General features: G+C 70.1%; 19 protein-coding genes and 4 pseudogenes. 15 read left to right on the forward strand and 8 right to left on the reverse strand.

All coding sequences use genetic code 11. The annotated features are described in order from the left end of the window. Nucleotides 1-2: 2 nt before the first annotated feature. Together ACHFFZ_RS16105 and ACHFFZ_RS16110 are read right to left on the reverse strand one after the other, a co-directional pair. Nucleotides 3-1109 (reverse strand): CobW family GTP-binding protein, encoded by a 1107-nt coding sequence (locus tag ACHFFZ_RS16105; RefSeq protein WP_394277611.1) that lies wholly within the window; start codon nt 1107-1109, stop codon nt 3-5. Further along, a pseudogene (locus ACHFFZ_RS16110) lies at nt 1106-1379 on the reverse strand (type B 50S ribosomal protein L31). Before ACHFFZ_RS16110 ends, ACHFFZ_RS16105 begins: the two are co-directional and overlap by 4 nt. Before the next feature lie 126 nt (nt 1380-1505). Here ACHFFZ_RS16110 and rpmB point away from each other — a divergent pair. The 6 genes and pseudogenes from rpmB to ACHFFZ_RS16140 all read left to right on the forward strand — a co-directional run bounded on the left by rpmB (nt 1506) and on the right by ACHFFZ_RS16140 (nt 5096). Further along, complete coding sequence (gene rpmB / locus ACHFFZ_RS16115) at nt 1506-1742, forward strand: 50S ribosomal protein L28 (RefSeq protein ID WP_394277612.1); 237 nt, start codon at nt 1506-1508, stop codon at nt 1740-1742. 29 nt (nt 1743-1771) lie between these two features. Continuing rightward, nucleotides 1772-1939 carry a 50S ribosomal protein L33 gene (rpmG, locus tag ACHFFZ_RS16120; protein WP_394277613.1) on the forward strand — a complete coding sequence of 56 codons (168 nt, stop codon included), beginning with the start codon at nt 1772-1774 and terminating at the stop codon, nt 1937-1939. Nucleotide 1940: 1 nt separating this feature from the next. Beyond that, entirely contained in the window at nt 1941-2246 is a 306-nt protein-coding gene (rpsN, locus tag ACHFFZ_RS16125) for a 30S ribosomal protein S14 (protein WP_394277614.1), read from the forward strand. 5 nt (nt 2247-2251) lie between these two features. Next, the gene (gene rpmF, locus ACHFFZ_RS16130) at nt 2252-2428 is read left to right on the forward strand and encodes a 50S ribosomal protein L32 (RefSeq protein WP_394277615.1); all 177 of its coding nucleotides are present in this window, start codon (nt 2252-2254) and stop codon (nt 2426-2428) included. Nucleotides 2429-2470: 42 nt separating this feature from the next. Continuing rightward, on the forward strand, nt 2471-2746 hold the full coding sequence (locus tag ACHFFZ_RS16135) for an HU family DNA-binding protein (RefSeq protein WP_394277616.1): 276 nt from the start codon (nt 2471-2473) through the stop codon (nt 2744-2746). Nucleotides 2747-2935: 189 nt separating this feature from the next. Next, nucleotides 2936-5096 (forward strand): annotated as a pseudogene (locus ACHFFZ_RS16140) (glucose PTS transporter subunit IIA). A gap of 123 nt (nt 5097-5219) precedes the next feature. Here the strand turns inward: ACHFFZ_RS16140 and ACHFFZ_RS16145 are convergent. From ACHFFZ_RS16145 to ACHFFZ_RS16155, 3 genes are read right to left on the reverse strand one after another with little or no spacing between them, the layout of a single operon-like run. Continuing rightward, on the reverse strand, nt 5220-5690 hold the full coding sequence (locus ACHFFZ_RS16145; protein WP_394277617.1) for a MarR family winged helix-turn-helix transcriptional regulator: 471 nt from the start codon (nt 5688-5690) through the stop codon (nt 5220-5222). A 48-nt stretch (nt 5691-5738) separates the two neighbouring features. Next, nucleotides 5739-6491: a decaprenylphospho-beta-D-erythro-pentofuranosid-2-ulose 2-reductase gene (locus ACHFFZ_RS16150; protein WP_394277618.1), complete on the reverse strand. Its 753-nt coding sequence runs from the start codon at nt 6489-6491 to the stop codon at nt 5739-5741. Then, nucleotides 6488-9445 (reverse strand): bifunctional [glutamine synthetase] adenylyltransferase/[glutamine synthetase]-adenylyl-L-tyrosine phosphorylase, encoded by a 2958-nt coding sequence (locus tag ACHFFZ_RS16155; RefSeq protein ID WP_394277619.1) that lies wholly within the window; start codon nt 9443-9445, stop codon nt 6488-6490. The genes ACHFFZ_RS16150 and ACHFFZ_RS16155 overlap by 4 nt, the downstream gene beginning before the upstream one ends. A gap of 119 nt (nt 9446-9564) precedes the next feature. On the opposite strand from ACHFFZ_RS16155, the gene ACHFFZ_RS16160 reads away from it, so the two are divergent. Further along, nucleotides 9565-10320 (forward strand): sterol carrier family protein, encoded by a 756-nt coding sequence (locus tag ACHFFZ_RS16160; protein WP_394277620.1) that lies wholly within the window; start codon nt 9565-9567, stop codon nt 10318-10320. Nucleotides 10321-10323: 3 nt separating this feature from the next. Here the strand turns inward: ACHFFZ_RS16160 and ACHFFZ_RS16165 are convergent, their stop codons facing one another. Together ACHFFZ_RS16165 and ACHFFZ_RS16170 are read right to left on the reverse strand one after the other, a co-directional pair. Then, complete coding sequence (locus tag ACHFFZ_RS16165; protein WP_394277621.1) at nt 10324-10914, reverse strand: DUF1707 domain-containing protein; 591 nt, start codon at nt 10912-10914, stop codon at nt 10324-10326. 141 nt (nt 10915-11055) lie between these two features. After that, complete coding sequence (locus ACHFFZ_RS16170) at nt 11056-12357, reverse strand: glutamine synthetase family protein (RefSeq protein WP_394277629.1); 1302 nt, start codon at nt 12355-12357, stop codon at nt 11056-11058. A 125-nt stretch (nt 12358-12482) separates the two neighbouring features. Between ACHFFZ_RS16170 and ACHFFZ_RS16175 the strand changes: the two genes are divergently transcribed. Continuing rightward, nucleotides 12483-13418 carry a DUF2510 domain-containing protein gene (locus tag ACHFFZ_RS16175; protein WP_394277622.1) on the forward strand — a complete coding sequence of 312 codons (936 nt, stop codon included), beginning with the start codon at nt 12483-12485 and terminating at the stop codon, nt 13416-13418. Nucleotides 13419-13453: 35 nt separating this feature from the next. On the opposite strand, the gene ACHFFZ_RS16180 is transcribed toward ACHFFZ_RS16175, so the two are convergent. Beyond that, complete coding sequence (locus ACHFFZ_RS16180; protein WP_394277623.1) at nt 13454-13696, reverse strand: hypothetical protein; 243 nt, start codon at nt 13694-13696, stop codon at nt 13454-13456. Nucleotides 13697-13723: 27 nt separating this feature from the next. On the opposite strand from ACHFFZ_RS16180, the gene map reads away from it, so the two are divergent. From map to ACHFFZ_RS16215, 7 genes and pseudogenes are all read left to right on the forward strand, one after another. Next, complete coding sequence (map, locus tag ACHFFZ_RS16185; protein WP_394277624.1) at nt 13724-14575, forward strand: type I methionyl aminopeptidase; 852 nt, start codon at nt 13724-13726, stop codon at nt 14573-14575. Nucleotides 14576-14780: 205 nt separating this feature from the next. Further along, the gene (locus ACHFFZ_RS16190; protein ID WP_394277625.1) at nt 14781-15002 is read left to right on the forward strand and encodes a twin-arginine translocation signal domain-containing protein; all 222 of its coding nucleotides are present in this window, start codon (nt 14781-14783) and stop codon (nt 15000-15002) included. A gap of 45 nt (nt 15003-15047) precedes the next feature. After that, nucleotides 15048-15194 (forward strand): hypothetical protein, encoded by a 147-nt coding sequence (locus ACHFFZ_RS16195; protein WP_394277626.1) that lies wholly within the window; start codon nt 15048-15050, stop codon nt 15192-15194. 75 nt (nt 15195-15269) lie between these two features. Continuing rightward, the gene (locus ACHFFZ_RS16200) at nt 15270-16355 is read left to right on the forward strand and encodes a hypothetical protein (RefSeq protein WP_394277627.1); all 1086 of its coding nucleotides are present in this window, start codon (nt 15270-15272) and stop codon (nt 16353-16355) included. Next, a complete protein-coding gene (locus ACHFFZ_RS16205) occupies nt 16298-16990 on the forward strand; it encodes a multicopper oxidase domain-containing protein (RefSeq protein ID WP_394277628.1) in 693 nt (230 codons plus the stop codon). Before ACHFFZ_RS16200 ends, ACHFFZ_RS16205 begins: the two co-directional genes overlap by 58 nt. 167 nt (nt 16991-17157) lie before the next feature. Next, nucleotides 17158-17682, forward strand: a pseudogene (locus tag ACHFFZ_RS16210) (ISL3 family transposase); the annotation flags it as partial. 109 nt (nt 17683-17791) lie between these two features. Further along, nucleotides 17792-18191 (forward strand): annotated as a pseudogene (locus ACHFFZ_RS16215) (ISL3 family transposase); the annotation flags it as partial.

Below are 18191 nucleotides of genomic sequence, written 5' to 3' on the forward strand. Positions count from 1 at the left end.
GGTCACCCCGCCTGGGGAAGCTCGACCTCCCCGAGCCAGGCCTCCAGCCCGTCGCTTCGTCCTGCCCAGCGGGCCGCGGCGCTGCTCTGCTCGTGCTCGCTGAGCAGCACGTCCCGGAAGGCCCTCTCGATCCGCCCCCGGGTCTCCTGGCAGGTGCCGGTGACCACCAGGCGGGTGCGACGCTCCTGCTCGCACCAGTGGCCCACCTCGCCGATGCTGAGCTGTCCGCCCGAGCCGTCCCAGACGCACACGGCATCGGGGCGTGAGGGCAGCCAGAAGCAGCCGCGGGCCCGCACCGGTCCACTGCCCAGCAGCTCCACCTGGTCGAGCAGCCGTTGGGGATGGAAGGCGCGGGTGCTGTCGAGGACCACGGTCCACACCCCATCACGCTCCTCGTGGCAGCGCACGCGCCGCCGGGAGGGGGCCAGGCGCGCATCGAGTGCCTCGACATCATGGTTTCCGGCCAGCAGTGCCCCCACGTCGAGCCGATGCAGCCCCGTGACGCGGTGCACCTCGGGAGGCAGGACGTGCTCCAGCAGGGAGCTGGCCTGCGGCTGGGCGTGGTCGAGGGTGACGACCGTGTCGGCGGCGTCGAGCTGGGCCGACAGTGCCTCACCCACCGCGCGCGCGTCGTGCTCGGACAGCGCCAGTCCGCGCTCGGCCAACAGGTGGTCGCCCAGCAGGTCGTCGACCAGCGTCTCGGGGTCGACGACGGCGAGGCTGTGCGCCAGCCGGGCCTGCAGGGCCTGCTGGTCGATGGCGTACTGCAGCTGCTGGGCCACCTGTTCGTTCGCGGCACCAACCGGCAGGGTCACCAGGGCACTCGACCACCGTCCCTGCTCCGCGACCCACTGCAGGGTGGGCACCAGGCCCTCGCGCACCGTGCAGCTGAGGCAGCCGTGGTCGAGTTCGGCGAGGCTGGTGAAGACGACCCCGGTGATGTCGCTGACGGTGCAGCGCACCTCCTGTGGGCCGTCGGCGCCGGCGACGAGCTCGTGGCGCACCTCGACCCCGTCCCCGAGGTCACAGGCCAGGGCCAGGCTGGCGAGGTCGCGCACCGTCGGGTCGATGGTGGCCAGCAGCACCACGGCCAGCGGCCCGCGCCTCATCGGGCACCGCCGGGGCGCCCGTAGCGACGGTGGAACTTCTCGATGCGGCCCTCGGTGTCGATCGTGCGGGAGCGCCCGGTCCAGAAGGGGTGGCTGGCGCTGGAGACCTGCACGTCGACGACCGGGTAGGTGCTGCCGTCGCTCCAGGTGATGGTGGGGGCGTCGTCACCCAGCTGGGCGACGATCGTCGAGCGGGGTGAGCAGCTGGCTCCCGGCGGAGCGGTCCCGGAAGACGACGGGGCCGTAGGACGGATGGATCTCGGACTTCATGGCTTCCTTCGTGGGCTGTCTTGACCTTTCTTTGGGAATGATTATCATTTTCTAGTCCACAGTCAAGGCGGACCCTCGATGGCCCACAGACCAACCACACCCACCGACCAACCCAGGAGGAGAAGGATGCGCGCCAGATGCCAGGTGACCGGAAAGGAGCCCCTCCGGGCCAACCATGTCTCCCACTCCCACCGGCGAACGCCCCGGCGCCAGGAGCCGAACCTGCAGCACAAGAGCTTCTGGGTCCCCACCCTGGGGCGGCGGGTCCGGCTGCGCGTCAGCGCCAAGGGCCTGCGCGTGATCGACGCCCGAGGCATCGACGCCGTGGTCGGCCAGATGCTCACCGAGGGCCAGAAGATCTGACCCCCACCCACACAGACAGGAGGAAGCGCATGGCCAAGAAGTCCGACGTGCGCCCCATCATCAAGCTCCGCAGCACCACAGGAACCGGCTACACCTACGTCACCCGGAAGAACCGACGCAATGACCCCGACCGGCTCAGCCTGCGCAAGTTCGACCCGATCATCCGCCAGCACGTCGAGTTCAAGGAGACCCGCTGACATGGCCAAGAAGTCCAAGATCGCCAAGGACGCCCAGCGTCGCGTCCTCGTGGAGCGGTATGCCGAGCGTCGCGCCGAGCTGAAGGCGACGATCGCCAACGCCACCGCCAGCCACGACGAGAAGGCGGCCGCCCGACGGGCCCTGGCCCGGCTCCCCCGGGACTCCTCCCCCGTGCGGCTGCGCAACCGCGATGCCGTCGACGGGCGCCCGCGCGGCTTCCTGCGCAAGGCGGGCATCAGCCGTGTGCGCTTCCGGGAGATGGCGCATGCCGGCGAGCTTCCCGGCATCACGAAGTCGAGCTGGTGATCGCCATGGCCGTCCCCAAGCGCAAGATCTCCCGCGCCAACACCCGCCACCGCCGCGCCCAGTGGAGGGCGAGCGTTCCCGAACTCGTCGAGGTCCGAGACGACGGCCGCACCGTCCAGGTGCCGCGACGCCTCGTGGCCGCCGCCCACCGAGGACTCGTCGACCCCGACCGGCTCCGCTGACCCGGCGGAGCCGGCCCACCGCCAACCACCACAGGAGAAACCATGACCCATTGCGAGCTCGTCGCCGACATCGCCCAGCACACCGGGCAGAGTGCCGCCGAGGTGGGCCGCATCCTGGCCTGCCTGGCCGATCGCGTCGCCGCACACCTCAAGGAGGGCACGAAGGTGCAGGTCAACGGCCTGTTCGTCGCCGAGGCCGCCCCCCGCGAGGAACGACCCGGACGCAATCCCCGCACCGGCGAGCCGATCACGATCCCCGCCCACCGGGCCGTGCGGATCACCGCCTCGTCCACCCTCAGGAGGGCCGTTCGCGCCTGATCCGGGCAGTCCGGCAGCCCCGCTGCCCGAAGCAGACATCGCTGGCCACACAGGCGGAAGCAGACCAGGACCCGTCCTTGGAAAAAGGAGCGGATACTGGTCGCCAGCACCAACAGCTCGGGGTATCTTCAGGGCATTCGTGCCACCGACGGCACGTGGAACTGCACAACTCCGGCAGAAGGCACAACCATGGCAGAAGACACCGCCAGGCGGATCATCGAGGAGGTGGGCGGCGCCGAGAACGTCGCCAGCCTCACCCACTGCGCCACTCGACTCCGCTTCGAACTCCACGACTCCAGCAAGGTCGACACGGCCCGCATGGAACAGATCCCCGGCGTGATGGGCGCAGTCCCGCAGTCAGGCAACCGCTACCAGGTCGTCATGGGCGGCGCCGTCGCCAACGCCTACAGCGACATCATGCAGCTGCCCGAGATGGGCAAGGCAGGCTCTGCCAGCGATGACGACATCAAGGCCGCCGCCCGCGCCGGCGGCGTGCGCGGCAAGAGCGCCGGCGTCGACGCCTTCTTCGAGTTCCTCAGCGACTCCTTCCGCCCGATCCTGGGCGTGCTGCTCGGCGCCTCGCTGATCATCGCCTTCACCGCCGTGCTCGACGCCCTCAAGATCGTCGACTTCCGCGCCGCCGACAAGCCGGCCAGCTGGCTCTTCGTCGACGCGATGTGGAAGAGCGTCTTCTTCTTCCTGCCGATCATGGTGGCCTACAACGGCGCCAAGAAGCTCAAGGTGGACCCGTGGATCGGCGGCGCCATCATGCTCGCGCTGATGACCCCCCGAATACCGCCAGGGCCTCTACAACGCCGCCAACACCGTGTGCACCAAGAACCCAACGCTGGGCACCGAGAGCTGCGTGGCGCGGGTCTTCGGCATTCCCCTGCAGCTCAACGACTACAACGGCCAGGTCTTCGTGCCGCTGCTGATGGTCGCCGTGCTGGCCGTGCTCTACCGCTTCCTGCAGAAGATCTTCCCGGCCAACCTGCAGATGGTCTTCGTGCCCTTCTTCTGCCTGCTGATCATGATCCCGCTGACCGCCTTCCTGCTCGGGCCGATCGGCGTCTGGCTCGGCACCGCGATCGGTGGCGGACTGGCGTGGATGAACACCAATGCGCCCTTCATCTTCGCCATCGCGATCCCGATGATCTACCCCTTCCTGGTCCCGCTGGGCCTGCACTGGCCGCTCAACGCCCTCATGCTGATCAACATCCAGGCGCTGGGCTATGACTTCATCCAGGGCCCCATGGGCGCCTGGAACTTCGCCTGCTTCGGCGCCACCGCCGGCGTGCTGGTGCTCGCCATGCGCGACAAGGACGTGGTGATGCGCCAGACCGCCTCGGGCGCGCTGGCGGCCGGCCTGCTGGGCGGCATCTCCGAGCCCTCCCTCTACGGCATCCACCTGCGCTTCAAGCGCATCTACCCCTCGATGCTGATCGGCTGCTTCGTCGGCGGCCTCGTGATCGCCGTCGGCGGACTGCTCGGCATGGCCGACGACGGCATCCGCACCAATGCCTTCGTCTTCACCTCCCTGCTGACCATCCCGGTCTTCAACCCGATGCTGCTCTACGTGATCGCCATTCTCGCGGCCTTCTTCACCGCCATGGCCCTGGTGGTCGTGCGCGGCTACCAGACCAAGGAGGAGCGCGCCGAGACCCGTGCCCTGCGCGAGGCCGGCGCCTCCGACCCCCTGGCCGCCGCCTCGGGACTGGAGGCCGCCCCTGCACTGGCCACCGCCGGTGCCGGTGCCACCGCCGCCACCGTGACCTCGCCTGAGGCCGTCGCCCCGGCCGCTGGCACTGCCAGCACCGAGGGTGTTGCGGCCGCCGGCCAGTCCGCGCCGGCCAAGCAGCCGAAGCCCGCGATGGTGCCCGGCACCGTCACCGAGGTGGGCGCTCCCCTGGCCGGCCGCGTCATGCCGCTGTCCGAGGTGCCGGATCCCGTCTTCAGCAAGGGCATCGTCGGCCTGGGCGTCGGCATCGACCCGAGCGGTGACACCGTCGTCGCTCCCGCTGCCGGCACCGTGATCGTCGCCCAGAAGACCGGACATGCCTTCGGTCTGCGCCTGGACAGCGGCGTCGAGCTGCTGGTCCACGTCGGCATCGACACCGTCAACCTCGAGGGTCGCGGCTTCGACGTGAAGGCCGCCAAGGGCGACCGTGTGGAGGCCGGGACCCCGCTGGTCACCTTCGACCGCTCCGTCATCGAGGAGGCCGGCTACTCGCTGGTCACCCCCGTGCTGGTGACCAACCACAAGAAGTTCGGCGAGGTGGCCCAGGCCGCCGACGGACAGGTCCAGGTGGGCGACCTGGTGCTGCGCACCACCGCCAAGCCGGCCCAGTGACCCACCGGGGCAACTGAATCGCAGCAAGGACCCGCGACGGCGGGGTGGGAGTCGAGCTCCCGCCCCGCCGTCGTGCATGCCACGTCACAGGAACGGTGTGACGGGCGGCGCCGGGCCCGGCGCTCAGTCGCTCGGGGGTCGGTCCATCCGATCCAGCTCGCGCACCAGCTTGAGGCTGAGCGAGCGAAGCTGCTCGACGTCGGCCTCGTCCCAGCCATCCAGGGCCCGCTCCACCACGCACTGCCGATGCCGGCGCACCGTGCGCAGCAGGGCCTCCCCCTTCCCGGAGAGGCGGGCGCACTGGATCCGGCGGTCGTCGGGAAGGGTCTGTTTCTCCACCAGCCCCAGCTGGGCCAACCGGCTGATGCGGCGCGAGGCCGTCGAGAGCTCGAGGCAGTGGGCCTCGGCCAGCTCCCCGATGCTGAGGGTACGTCCCTCCAGCTGGAAGAGCAGGTCGAGCTGGGCGCTTTCGAGCTGGGATACGGAACGACGTTCACGCCTGCGGGTGCGCAGCACGGCGCTGACCACCTCGTTGATCGCATGACTGACGTCAGGCCGGTCACCAACTCCCGGTGTGGGGCAGGAAGTTGTCACCCGCCCCATTGTGGGTCTTCACCCTTCACACACCAAACAGTTGATCGTTCAGGTACGCAGTGTTCGCCACAAGCGGTGCGGCACCAGGTGCGCCAGTGCCATGGCTGGGCCGAAGAGCGACGGGACGTGCACGACGTCCTTGCCCCGCTCCAGGGCCCCCACCGCCGCCCGGGCCACCTCCTCGGCCTCGACGGTGAAGGCGACCGGATCATTGCCGGCGATCATCCCGGTCGCGACGGCCCCGGGCCGCACCACCAGTACCCGCACCCCACTGCCGGCCAGGGCAACACCGAGGTTCAGGTAGAAGGCATCCATGGCGGACTTACTGGCGCCGTAGACGAAGTTCGAGCGGCGCACCCGCACCCCGGCCACCGAGCTGAGGGCCACGATCGCACCCCGGCCCTGACGACGCATGGCCGCGGCCAGCGCGACGCCCACCCCCACCGCCGCGGTGGAGTTCACCGTCACCAGGCGTTGCGCGGCTACCACGTCGGTCCACGCCTGTTCCTGGTCGCCCAGGATCCCGAAGGCCACCACGGCATGGCTCACCTCGTGGCGGGCGAAGACCTCGTCGACCAGTGCCTCGTGGGAGCCCAGCGCCTCGGCGTCGAAGTCGACGGCCTCCACCGTGGCAGCCCCGGCGGCCCGCAGCCGATCCGCCACGGCGGCCTCCTCCGCGTCGGCCCCGGGCCGCGGGCGGCGCGCCAGCACCACGTCGGAGCCCGAATGCTCGGCCAGCAGCTCCTCCACGATGGCCAGGCCGATCCCGGACCGACCCCCCAGCAACAACACCGTACTCATGGCTGTCCTCCCCAGAAGAGCTTGTCGACCACCTGGCTGGCATGGCGGGTGGTGCGGCCGTAGTCGTCGAGCAGCATCGAGGCCTGCCCCTTGCGATAGCCCAGCAGGCCGGCGACGGCCGCGACCTCGCGCACGTCGCCCGAGATCTGGTCCTGGGCCCTGCCCCGCACCAGCAGGATCTTGTTGCGCAGCCGGCTGGCCAGGCGCCACGCCTGCTCCAGCGCCACCGCCTCCTCGGCGCTGACCAGTCCTTCCTCGACGCACGCCCTCAGCGCCGCCAGGGTGGAGGTGACGCGCAGAGAGGGCAGCCGGTGGGCGTGCTGCAGCTGCATCAGCTGTACCGTCCACTCCACGTCGGCCAGCCCGCCCGGCCCCATCTTGGTGTTGCGCCTGGGGTCGGTGCCCCGGGGGATCCGCTCGACCTCCATCCGGGCCTTCATGGAACGGATCTCGGTCAGCTGGGAGCGCTGCAGGCCGCCCTCGGGCCAGCGCAGCGGCGCGACCACCTGCAGCAGGGCATCGGTCAGCTCCCGCGAGCCGGCCCCGTGTGAGGCGCGCACCATCGCCTGGGACTCCCAGGTGGAGGCCCACCGCTGGTAGTAGGCGGTGCAGCTGGCCAGGCTGCGCACCATCGGGCCGTTCTTGCCCTCGGGGCGCAGGTCCGGGTCGATCTCGAGTGCCGGGTCGGGGCCGCGCTGGGAGAGCATCCTGCGCACGGCCCCCACCAGGGCGGTGGCCTTCTTCGTCGCGTCCGGGTCGTCGCTGTCGGCCATCACGAAGATGGCATCGCAGTCACTGCCCAGGCCCATCTCCCGGCCACCCCAGCGGCCCATCGCCAGCACGCCGACCTCGGGGGCCTCGATGCTTCGACGGGCCACCTCCAGGGCGGCGTCGATGGTGGCCCCGGCCAGGTCGGACAGGCCCGCGCCGAGTTCGTCGAGGCCGATGATGTCGAGCAGGTCCCCGGCCACCATCCGGAACAGTTCGGTGCGTCGGATGGCGCGCACCGCGGCGATGGCCTCGTCCTCGTGCTCGTGGCGACGCAGGGCCGTGGTCATGGCCGCCAGCACCTCCTCGCGGGTGCGGGGGCGCAGGTCCTTGTCGTGGGCCAGGATCCGCACCCCCTCGGGGGCGCGCAGCAGCAGGTCGACGGCCATCCGGCTCGACGACAACAGCCGGGCCAGTCGTTCGGCCATGTCGGCCTCGTCGCGCATCGCCCGCAGGTACCAGGGGCTGGAGCCCAGCGATTCGGAGACCTTGCGGAAGCTGAGCAGGCCGTGGTCGGGATTGGGCCCCTGGGCGATCCAGCCGAGCATGGCCGGCATCAGCTGCCGCTGGATCTCCACCGCGCGGGTGCTGCCGGTGGTCAGCGCCTCCATGTGCCGCAGGGCAGCGGCCGGGTCGCTGAAGCCCAGCACCTTGAGCCGGTCGCCGGCCTGTTCGGGGGTCAGGCGCAGCTCGTCGCCGTGCAGGCGGGTGACCGCCGCGAGCAGGGGCGAGTAGAAGACGCGCTCGTGCAGGCGCATCACGCGACGGCTGGTGGAGCGCCAGGCCTTGAGCAGCCCCTCGGCCCCGCCGTCCACGTGGAGGCTGCGCGCCAGCGTCCGCAGTTCCTCCTCGTCGGTGGGCAGCAGGTGCGTGCGCCGCAGCTTGAGCAGCTGCACCCGGTGCTCCAGGGCCCGCTGGAAGCGGTAGGCCTCGTCCAGCTCGGCCCCGTCGCCCCGTCCGATGTAGCCGTGGGCCACCAGCCGGCCGAGCGAGCCAAGGGTGTCGCGGGTGCGCAGCCGGTCGTCGCTGCGCCCGTGCACCAGCTGCAGCAGCTGGACGGAGAACTCCACGTCGCGCAGGCCGCCGGAACCCAGCTTGATCTCACGGTCGGCCTGGTCGGCGGGCAGCAGGCTGATCACGCGCTGGCGCATGGCCTGGGTCTCGGACAGGAAGTTCTCGCGCTCGGCGGCCTGCCAGACCAGGGGCTGGACGATGTCGACGAAGCCCTGCGCCACGTCCAGGTCTCCGGCCATCGGCCGGGCCTTGAGCATGGCCTGGAACTCCCAGTTCTTGGCCCACTTGTCGTAGTAGGCGCGCATCGAGTCAAGGCTGCGCACCAGGGGCCCGGACTTGCCGTCGGGCCGCAGGTTGGCGTCGACCTGCCAGATGGAGCCTGCCGCGGAGTGGGCCGAGCAGATCTGGGCCACCTTGGCGGCCAGCCGGCCGGCGGTCTCGACGGCCTGCGCCGCGGAGGTCTGGTCATCGGCGGGCTCGGCGACGTGGATGACGTCGACATCGCTGATGTAGTTGAGCTCTTGGGCGCCGCACTTGCCCATCGCGACGATCCCGAGCCGGGTGTGCTCGTGCCCGGGCACCTGGGAGCGGGCGATGGCCAGGGCTCCCTGCACCAGGGCGTCGGCCAGGTCGGCGAGTTCCGCTGCCACCTCGTCGACCATTGCGGTGGGTTCGGCACTGTCGAGGTCGCGGGCGGCGATGCGTACCAGGTGGCGACGGTTGGCCATCCGCAGGTGGTTGGCCGCTTCCGGATCTGCTGCCACCAGCAGCTCGCCCTGCGGCTCGGCGCCGATCGCACCGAGCACCTGCTCGCGGATCTCCTCGCGGCTCCAGCGCCGCGGGACGGGCAGCAGCTCCTCCAGCACCTCGGGGTGGCGCGCCAGGTGCTGGTTGAGGGCCTGGGAGCCGCCCAGCAGGCTGAACAGACGGCCGCGTGCCGCGGAATCGTCGAGCACGATCCGCAGCAATTGTGGTGCGGCCTCGTCGACGCGGTCCAGGCCGGTCAGCGCCAGGCCCGGGTCGGCCACCCGGCCCAGCTCGGGCAACCAGGCCGCCAGCTCGGTGCTGGCGATGGTGCGGCGTGCGACGAGCTCGGCCAGGTCCCGCTCGGCGCGGTCCACCTCCACGAATCCTCGGCGGGCGAGTTCGCCGGCGCTGGTCACCAGTCTCATCGTGGTCTCCTCGCTGGGTGGGCCTGCAGGCAATGGTGCGAGACTATTGCACCTGCCGGTTCGTCTGGTCGTCATGCCCCGGTCACCGGCTGGAAACCCTGCCCCCCTTGGATTGGAGCATGAGCATCATGGCCTCTCGCATCGACCGCGCCCTGCGCACCACCAGTGAGCTGCTGGTGGCGCAATGCCGGGTGCTGGCCACCAGCAGCTCGCTGCCGGCCACGGGGCACTCCCGTCTGGTGGTGCTGGTCGACGGCCTGCTGGAGGCGCTCGACAAGCCCAGCAATGCCCGCAACCAGTCCTGGTCGGCCCTGCTGGCGAAGCGGGAGGTCACGGCCACCGCCCGCCAGGAGCTGGCCACCGAGCTTCGCACCACCACCCAGCCCGAGGTCCTGCAACGCCTGGCGGCCTCGCGCACGGCCACGCTGGAATCGGCACTGGCCGGGACGGTGCCGATGAGCGTGCACACCGACGACGGGATCTCGCACCTCAACGACCTGCTGCGTGCCGTCCTGGTGGAACTGGTGGTACTGGCCGACATGCACGGTCCCGGGCTGGTGCAGCCCGCCGCACTGCGGGCCTGCGTGCGGGCCCTGTCCCAAGCGCTGGGGGAACGCTTCGCGGGGCAGACCATCGAGGTGCGCATCCCCCCGGCCAGCGCCGTACAGGTGGGCGCCTTCGGAGAGGGCCCCACCCACACCCGCGGCACACCTCCGAATGTGGTGGAGACCGACGAGATCACCTGGCTGCGGCTGGCCACCGGACTGACCTCACTGCCCGCCGCCCTCAACCGGGCCCGCGCCAACGCGTCCGGCTCACACCACCAGGCGCTGCAGCGGATGCTGCCGGTGGTCGACCTGAGCCGACTCGCCTGAGGCTCAGTCCTCGTCGAAGTCCCGGCGGACCACGCCGACGCCGCCCCAGAAGGCGGCCCCGGTGATGGTGACCAGTGGCGCGTCAGGTGCCAGGTCGGCCGGGTTGATCGAGCCCTCGGCTCCGAAGCCACCCATCAGCGGCAGGCCGTGCACCCGCACCCGGACGTCGGGCGGCACGATCACCTCGACGCCACCCATGATGGCGACCGCGATGATGGTGGTCTCGGCCTCGGTGAAGCTGGCCTCGCGCAGGTCGATGCTGACCCCGCCCATGATGGCGACGGCGGTGTGGGTCCCCGCGGCGGCCCATTCGCCGCTGCGCTCGGCGCCCGACATGATGGCGACCGTGGCCGGCACCCCGGCCGTTGCCCCGTGCCCGGTGCGAGCCGGCAGCCGACGCGTGGCGGGCACGGGCAGGCGCCCGGAGGCGATGCCCTGGTCCGCAGGGAGGTCGGCCAGCAGCGCGTCGAGATCGGTGTCGTAGGTCGCCTGCCAGACGCGCTCGATGCGCGAGCCGAACTCGTCGACGTCCAGCCGCCCCCTCCTGGAAGGCGTCGGCCAGCCGGTCGGCGGTGCGCTGTCGCTCCGCGTCACCGGCCCGCAGCGATGGCTGCGGACCTGGTGAGGTGCTCGGCGACGGGCCTGGTGAGCTGTCTGTCGCGGCGGGATCGCCCATGACGTCCATGGAACCGATGCTAACGAGGAGCCGGTCCACGAGGACTCAAGGGTGGGGCATCACAGGCGCGGCAGCAGCGTGGCAAGCTCGTGCGGCGTCACCTGGCGACGGTAGTCGTCGAACTCTGCCCGCTTGTTGCGCAGGAAGAAGTCGAAGACGTGCTCGCCCAGCGTGCTGGCCACCAGTTCGGAGGACTCCATCTCGCGGATCGCGTCCTCCAGGTTGTGCGGCAGGGTCCGCACCCCCAGCGCCCGGCGCTCGCGCGGGGTGAGCTTGTTGACGTCGCCGTCGAGCTCGGCGGGCAGTTCCAGTTCCTGCTCGATGCCCGACAGCCCGGCCGCGAGGATCAGCGCGAAGGCCAGGTAGGGATTGGTGGCCGAGTCGGGCGAGCGCAGCTCGACGCGGGCACTGGAGGCCTTGTCCGGCTTGAACATCGGCACCCGCACCATCGCCGAGGAGTTGTTGCGGCCCCACGAGATGTAGGAGGGTGCCTCACCCTCGCCGGTCAGGCGCTTGTAGGAATTCACCCACTGGTTCGTGACCGCAGTGATCTCGGGCGCGTGGTGCAGCAGGCCGGCGACGAACTGCTTGCCGATACGGCTGAGGTGGTAGGCATCGGAGGCGTCGTAGAAGGCATTGCGGTCGCCCTCGAAGAGGCTGACGTGGGTGTGCATCCCGGAACCGGCGTGCTCGGTGAAGGGCTTGGGCATGAAGGATGCCTCGATGCCCTGGCTGACGGCCACCTCCTTCATCACCACCCGGAAGGTCATGATGTTGTCGGCCATCGTCAGCGCATCTGCATAGCGCAGGTCGATCTCGTGCTGGCCGGGAGCGCCTTCGTGGTGGCTGAACTCGACGCTGATGCCCATCCGCTCCAGCATGTCGATGGCATCGCGCCGGAAGTCGGTGCCGTCACCGAGGGTGGTGTGGTCGAAGTAGCCGCCATGGTCCAGCGGAGTGGGCTCGACGCCCGGCACGATCGGCGGCTTGAACAGGAAGAACTCGATCTCGGGGTGGGTGTAGAAGGTGAAGCCCATGTCGGAGGCCTTGTCCAGGGCCCGCTTGAGCACGTGGCGCGGGTCGGCGAAGCTCGGCGACCCGTCGGGCAGCGAGATGTCACAGAACATGCGTGCAGTGTTGCTCTGGGTGCGCCACGGCAGCATCTGGAAGGTCGACGGATCGGGATGGGCCACCATGTCCGACTCGTAGATGCGCGCATAGCCCTCGATGGCGGAGCCGTCGAAGCCGATCCCCTCGGCGAAGGCCCCCTCCAGCTCCGCGGGGCCGATGGCCACCGACTTCAGTGATCCCAGCACGTCGGTGAACCACAGCCGCACGAAGCGGACGTCGCGTTCCTCCATGGTGCGCAGTACGTACTCTGTCTGCCTGTCCATGCCTCCAGTCTGCCAAGGACCATGTTTCAGGCGAGTTACAGGGTGCGGGCGGGTCTGCGGGAGCCGTCGGGGCACCCACCTAGACTCGAGGCATGTCGATGCCAGGATGGTACCCGGACCCCGCCGGCAACCAGGGGCACTTCCGCTACTGGGACGGGGCCTCGTGGTCTGCACAGACCACCACCGATCCCGGCTCGACCCCCGCCCCGGCACCGGTCCAGCACACCGTCCAGGACGCCTCCGGCCGTACCGTCCAGGACGCCTCGGGCAGGGACCGTCGTGGCCTGCTGGCCGTCGTCGCCGCCCTGCTGGTGCTCGGCCTGCTGGTCTGGGCGCTGGTCGCGCGCGACAATGACGGCTTCCAGGCGGTACCGGAGGACACGAACTCCTCCTCTCCCAAGGGGCCGGTCTGGGACGAGACCTCTCCCCCGACCCCCGAACCGTCGGGGATCAGCGAGCCCGCCCCCACCGGTGGCGCGATGGTCGAGTGCCCCACCCAGGGCGGCGGGGTGCGTCCGGTGGATGGTGACCGTCTCACCGGCGGTGGGCTGTCCATCCCGGTCACCGAGGGGTGGAATGACGCGGCCAGCGACTTCTTCGTGCTGCCGTGGACCCACGACCTGCAGGGCCAGACCAAGACCATCTTCGACGCCGGCTCGACCCGCTGGTTCTCGGTGCAGGCCGTGGGGGCCGTCTCGGTGGCCGATGGTTTCGAGGAGCCGCGCAACAGTGCGCGGATGATGATGAGCTGCTTCGCCACCAGCGGCTACTACTCCGGCTTCGTCGCCCGCAAGGACCTGCTCAGCGAGAAGGTGGACGTCGGGGGCAAGCCCGGCTGGCACCTGCGCAGCGAGGTCCGTGTCGACATGCCTGAGCTGCCGCAGGTGGAGGGAGACGTGATCGACGTGGTGGTGGTCGATGTCGGCTCCCCCGAGTCGCTGGGGGTCTTCATCAGCTCGGCCACCATCGGCGACATCCCGACCATCTCCGAGGTGGAGCGTTCGATCGATGAGATGACGCTGGCCTGAGTGCCGCCGCGCGGCGGCGGCTCAGGCCTCGAGACTCACTCCTCGACTGGGCTGCCGTCGAAGCGCACGCGCTCCTCGTCGTCCTCCTCCTGCTCCTCGGGGTCGTTGAAGCGGGGGTCGGTCTCCCACAGCTCGTTGCGCTCGGCGACGTGGTCCATCGCCTGGGCCGCCTCCTCGCGGGTGGCGTAGGGGCCCAGCCGGTCGGCGGCCTTGGCCTCGCCCTCCCCCACGACGCGGTGCTCCACCAGCGACCAGTAGAACTTCTCCTGCTCGGCCATCCTTGCCTCCTGACTAGACTGAATCCCGTGACTGCCATCAAGCCCTTCCCGATCAGCCCCCGTCGCAGCGTGCCCTCGTCGATCGAGCGCCCGGAATACGTGGACCGGCCGGCGCCACAACCGTACATGGGCAGCAATGTGCAGTCGGCAGAGACGATCGAGAAGATGCGCGAGGCCGGCAGGATCGCCTGCGGGGCCATGCACGAGGCGGGCAAGGCGATCGCGCCGGGCGTCACCACCGACGAGCTGGACCGCATCGTGCACGAGTACATCCTCGACCACGGCGCCTACCCTTCGACGCTGGGCTACCGCGGCTTCCCCAAGAGCTGCTGCACCAGCGTCAACGAGGTGATCTGCCACGGCATCCCCGACGCGCGCCCACTGGCCGACGGCGACCTGGTCAAGATCGACGTCACGGCCTACAAGGACGGCGTGCACGGCGACAACTGCTTCACCTTCACCTGTGGCGACGTCGACGAGGAGAGCCGCCTGCTCACCGAGCGCACCCAGGAGGCGATGAACCGCGCCATCCGGATGTGCAGGCCGGGACGACCGATCAGCGTGATCGGCCGGGTCATCGAGGCCTATGCCCAGCGCTTCGGCTACGGCGTGGTGCGCGACTACACGGGCCATGGCGTGCACACCGCCTTCCACTCCGGCCTGGTCATCCTGCACTACGACGAGCCCCGGCTGGACACGCCCATGGAGGTGGGCATGACCTTCACCATCGAGCCGATGCTCTGCCTCGGCGACTACCGCAGCCACCAGTGGGACGACGGCTGGACCGTGGTCACCAATGACGGCTCGCGGGTGGCCCAGTTCGAGCAGACCATCGCCATCACCCCCACCGGTGCGGAGATCATCACCACCCTCGACTGACGCCCTGCAAGCAATCCACCCGGGCGCACAGGAAATCACTCCTCACTGACGCTGGGGTGACGCCCGGTGCGAAAGCCCTGACCAACGACCCCTTCGACGCTGCCCGGCAGCGCGGAGGGCCGCCCTGGTCTCCCGGGCCAGTCGCTGTGACGGCGTAGTGGTCGCGGTGCGTCGAGATCCGGCGCCACGACTCGGGGGAGTTCCAATGAGCCTGTCACGTCGCCACTTCCTGCAGGCCACCGCGGCCGGCAGCCTGACCCTGTGGGCCACCGACGGCCAGGGCCGGCCACGCGCCGTCGCCGCGGCCATTCCCGGCGGCAGCCTTCCGGCCACCGAGATCCCCCAGTTCCGCGAGCCCCTGTTCGTGCCCCAGATCCTGGAGTCCTGGTCGCGCACCTGGACCCCCTATGGGGCCACCGACGTCTAGGACCTGGCCATCCGCCAGGTGGGCCAGCAGGTGCTCCCCCAGGGGATGCCCCGCACCCAGGTGTGGGCCTATGGCCCCAGCGACGAGGGCGACGAGGCCTTCCACGCCCCCGGCCACACCATCGTCTCCCGCTCCGGAGAGGCGGTGCGCGTCACCTGGAGCAACCAGCTCGTCGATGGCCAGGGCAACTAGCGCCCTCACCTGTTCACCGTCGACCTCACCCTGCACTGGGCCAATCCCACCCAGGAGCCCTCGGCCGGTGGCACGGTGCGTTCCACCGACACCAAGCCGGACTACACCGGGCGCCGCTATGTCCCGCCGGCCGAGTACCGCGACCCGGCCACGCAGTACACCAGCTACACCGGGCCGGTGCCCACCGTCACCCACCTGCACGGCGCCATCGGCGTCAAGGACCACTCCGACGGCTACTCCGAGGCCTGGTACCTGCCGGCCGCCCGCAACATCCCCGCCGGTCACGCACGGCACGGCCGCTGGTGGCAGTTCCTGGCCGACAAGGCCCACCGCGAGCATGGCGTCACCTGGAGCGAGGGCAGCCAGATGGCCACCTATCCCAACAACAACCGGGTGAGCACCCTGTGGTTCCACGACCACGCCATGGGCCTGACCCGGCTCAACGTCTATGCCGGTCCGGCGAACTTCTACCTGGTGCAGGGCACCCATGGGGATGCCCTGGACTCGCGCACCGGCACGCCGGCCATCGCCCCCTTCATGAACCACTCGGACGTGTGGGTCAAGAGCCCGCCGCGGCCCGGGCAGGACATCTGCCTGGCCATCCAGGACCGCTCCTTCAACCGCGACGGCTCCCTCTTCTACCCCAGTTCACGGTCCTTCTTCGACGGCTACGGCGGCCCCCTCTACCCCGAGGCGCCGCACATCCCGCCGAACTGGGTGCCGGAATTCTTCGGCAACACCCTGCTGGTCAACGGCCGCACCTGGCCCTTCCACCAGGTCGAGCAGCGCCGATACCGGCTGCGCCTGCTCAACGGCTGCGGATCGCGCACCCTCTACCTCGACTTCCGCGACATCCCCGGCATCGAGGTCTGGCAGACCGGCAATGACGGCGGCCTGCTGGATGCCGCGGTCAACGTCTCCGCGCAGCCCGGGTGGCGCGCCAACCGCGTCGTGCTGGCACCGGCCGAGCGCGTCGAACTGTTGGTGGACTTCACCGAGGTGCCTGCCGGACGCCACCTGCTGCGCAATGTCGGCCCCGACGCCTTCTTCCCCGGCGGCCGCCCGGCCGAGCCCGGCGAGCAGCCGCGGGCAGGCTCTACCCGATGGACGAGCGCGAGATCGTCTTCCCGCCCGCCGACCCGGCCACCACCGGCCGGGTGATGGCCTTCGACGTGGCGCCCGCCACCGGTCCGGACGAGTCGACGCCCGGCCGCCACCTGCAGCTGCGGCCGCAGCCCTCACTGCCGGCCCCGGTGCGCACGCGGCGGCTGTCCACGACGATGAGCTTCCACCACGTCGACCCGAGCCCGGCCCCCTTCGCCTCGCACACCATGCTCGGCACCCTGAGCGGAACGCCGGGCGGAGTGATGCGGGTGACGGGCACCATGTGGGGAGATCCGGTCACCGAGAACCCCGCCGTCGGCGACGTGGAGGACTGGGAGATCTACAACCTGGTGCAGGACGCTCCGGTCCCCCATCCGGTGCACATCCACGAGACCACCTTCCAGGTGATGGAGCGGCGGATGATCGACTACGACTGGGAGACCGGCCGGATGACGATGGGGCCGCGGGTGCCGCTCGAAGCGGGTGAGAGCGGCCGCAAGGACACCGTCTTCGTCCACCCGGGCGAGATGATCCGGCTGCGGATGCGTTTCACCACCGCCGGGCAGTACATGTGGCACTGCCACCTGCTGGTGCACGAGGACAACGAGATGATGCGGCCCTTCCGCGTCGGGCCGTGGCAGGACGGACAGCCCGAGGACATGCCGCTGAACCACGACATGCACGGCATGTGACAGTCGTCGGATGACACCGTGATTCGTCCCCCACACCCCGCGGTGTGGGGGACGAATCACGTCTCTTCACAGATGAGGGTGTAGGTGGGCAGTAGACCCGGGTCCGGAGACGGGCCGAGGTCCTTGGATGATGGAAGTTCCTACGCTGCCTCACCAAAGACCTCGACGTGCCCCAATGTAGCTACACCAGCCCTGATCTGACCACGTTCTGTCGCCTGGACGACCTCGGCCTGACCGTCGTCGGCCAGCACCTCACCGGCGAGCGCGCCGTGCTGCTGTGCCGCCCGGTCGAGCCTGACGACTGGTGCCACCGCTGCGGCTGCCACGGCCAGGTGCGTGACAGCGTGATCCGGGAACTGGCGCATGTCCCGTTCGGTTGGCGCCTCACCATATTGCGGGTCCGGCTGCGCCGCTACCAGTGCACCGGTTGCGGACACGTCTGCCGCCAAGACCTCGCCCGGGCAGCATCGCCTCGCTCCTGCTGCTTGTCACGCGGCGCGCTGCGGTGGGCGCTGGAAGCGTTGGTGGTCAACCATCTGTCCATGGCACGGATCGCGGTCGCGCTCGACGTGGCGTGGAACACCGCCAACACTGCGGTCCTGGCCGAAGGACAGCGAGTCCTGATCGACCGGTCAGGCCGTCTCGACAATGTGACGGTCGTCGGGGTTGATGAGCATGTGTGGCGTCAAACCGGCTCTTCACAGATGAGGGTGTAGTTCGCTAGCGGGCCCCGGGTGGTGACAGGGATCGAGGTCCCCTGATGATGGAAGTTCCTACGCTCGCCATCCAGAAGACCTCGACATGGACAACGCTACCTTCACCACCCCTGACCTGACCACGTTCTGCCACCTCGACGACCTGGGCCTGGCCGTCACCGGTCAGCACCTCACCGGCAAGCGCGCCGTCCTGGCGTGTCGCCCGGTCCAGCCTGATCACTGGTGCCACCGCTGCGGCTGCCACGGCCAGCCGCGTGACAGTGTCGTGCGAGAGTTGGCGCATGTCCCGTTCGGTTGGCGTCCCACCACCCTCCAGGTTCGGCTGCGCCGCTACCAGTGCACCGCCTGCGGGCATGTCTGGCGCCAGGACCTCACCCGCGCAGCGTCGCCGCGTTCCTGCTTGTCACGAGCTGCGTTGCGATGGGCGCTGGAAGCGCTGGTGGTCAACCACCTGTCCATGACGCGCATCGCGGCCGCGCTCGGGG

This window comes from Luteococcus sp., from assembly GCF_043424415.1.
Lineage (GTDB): Bacteria > Actinomycetota > Actinomycetes > Propionibacteriales > Propionibacteriaceae > Luteococcus.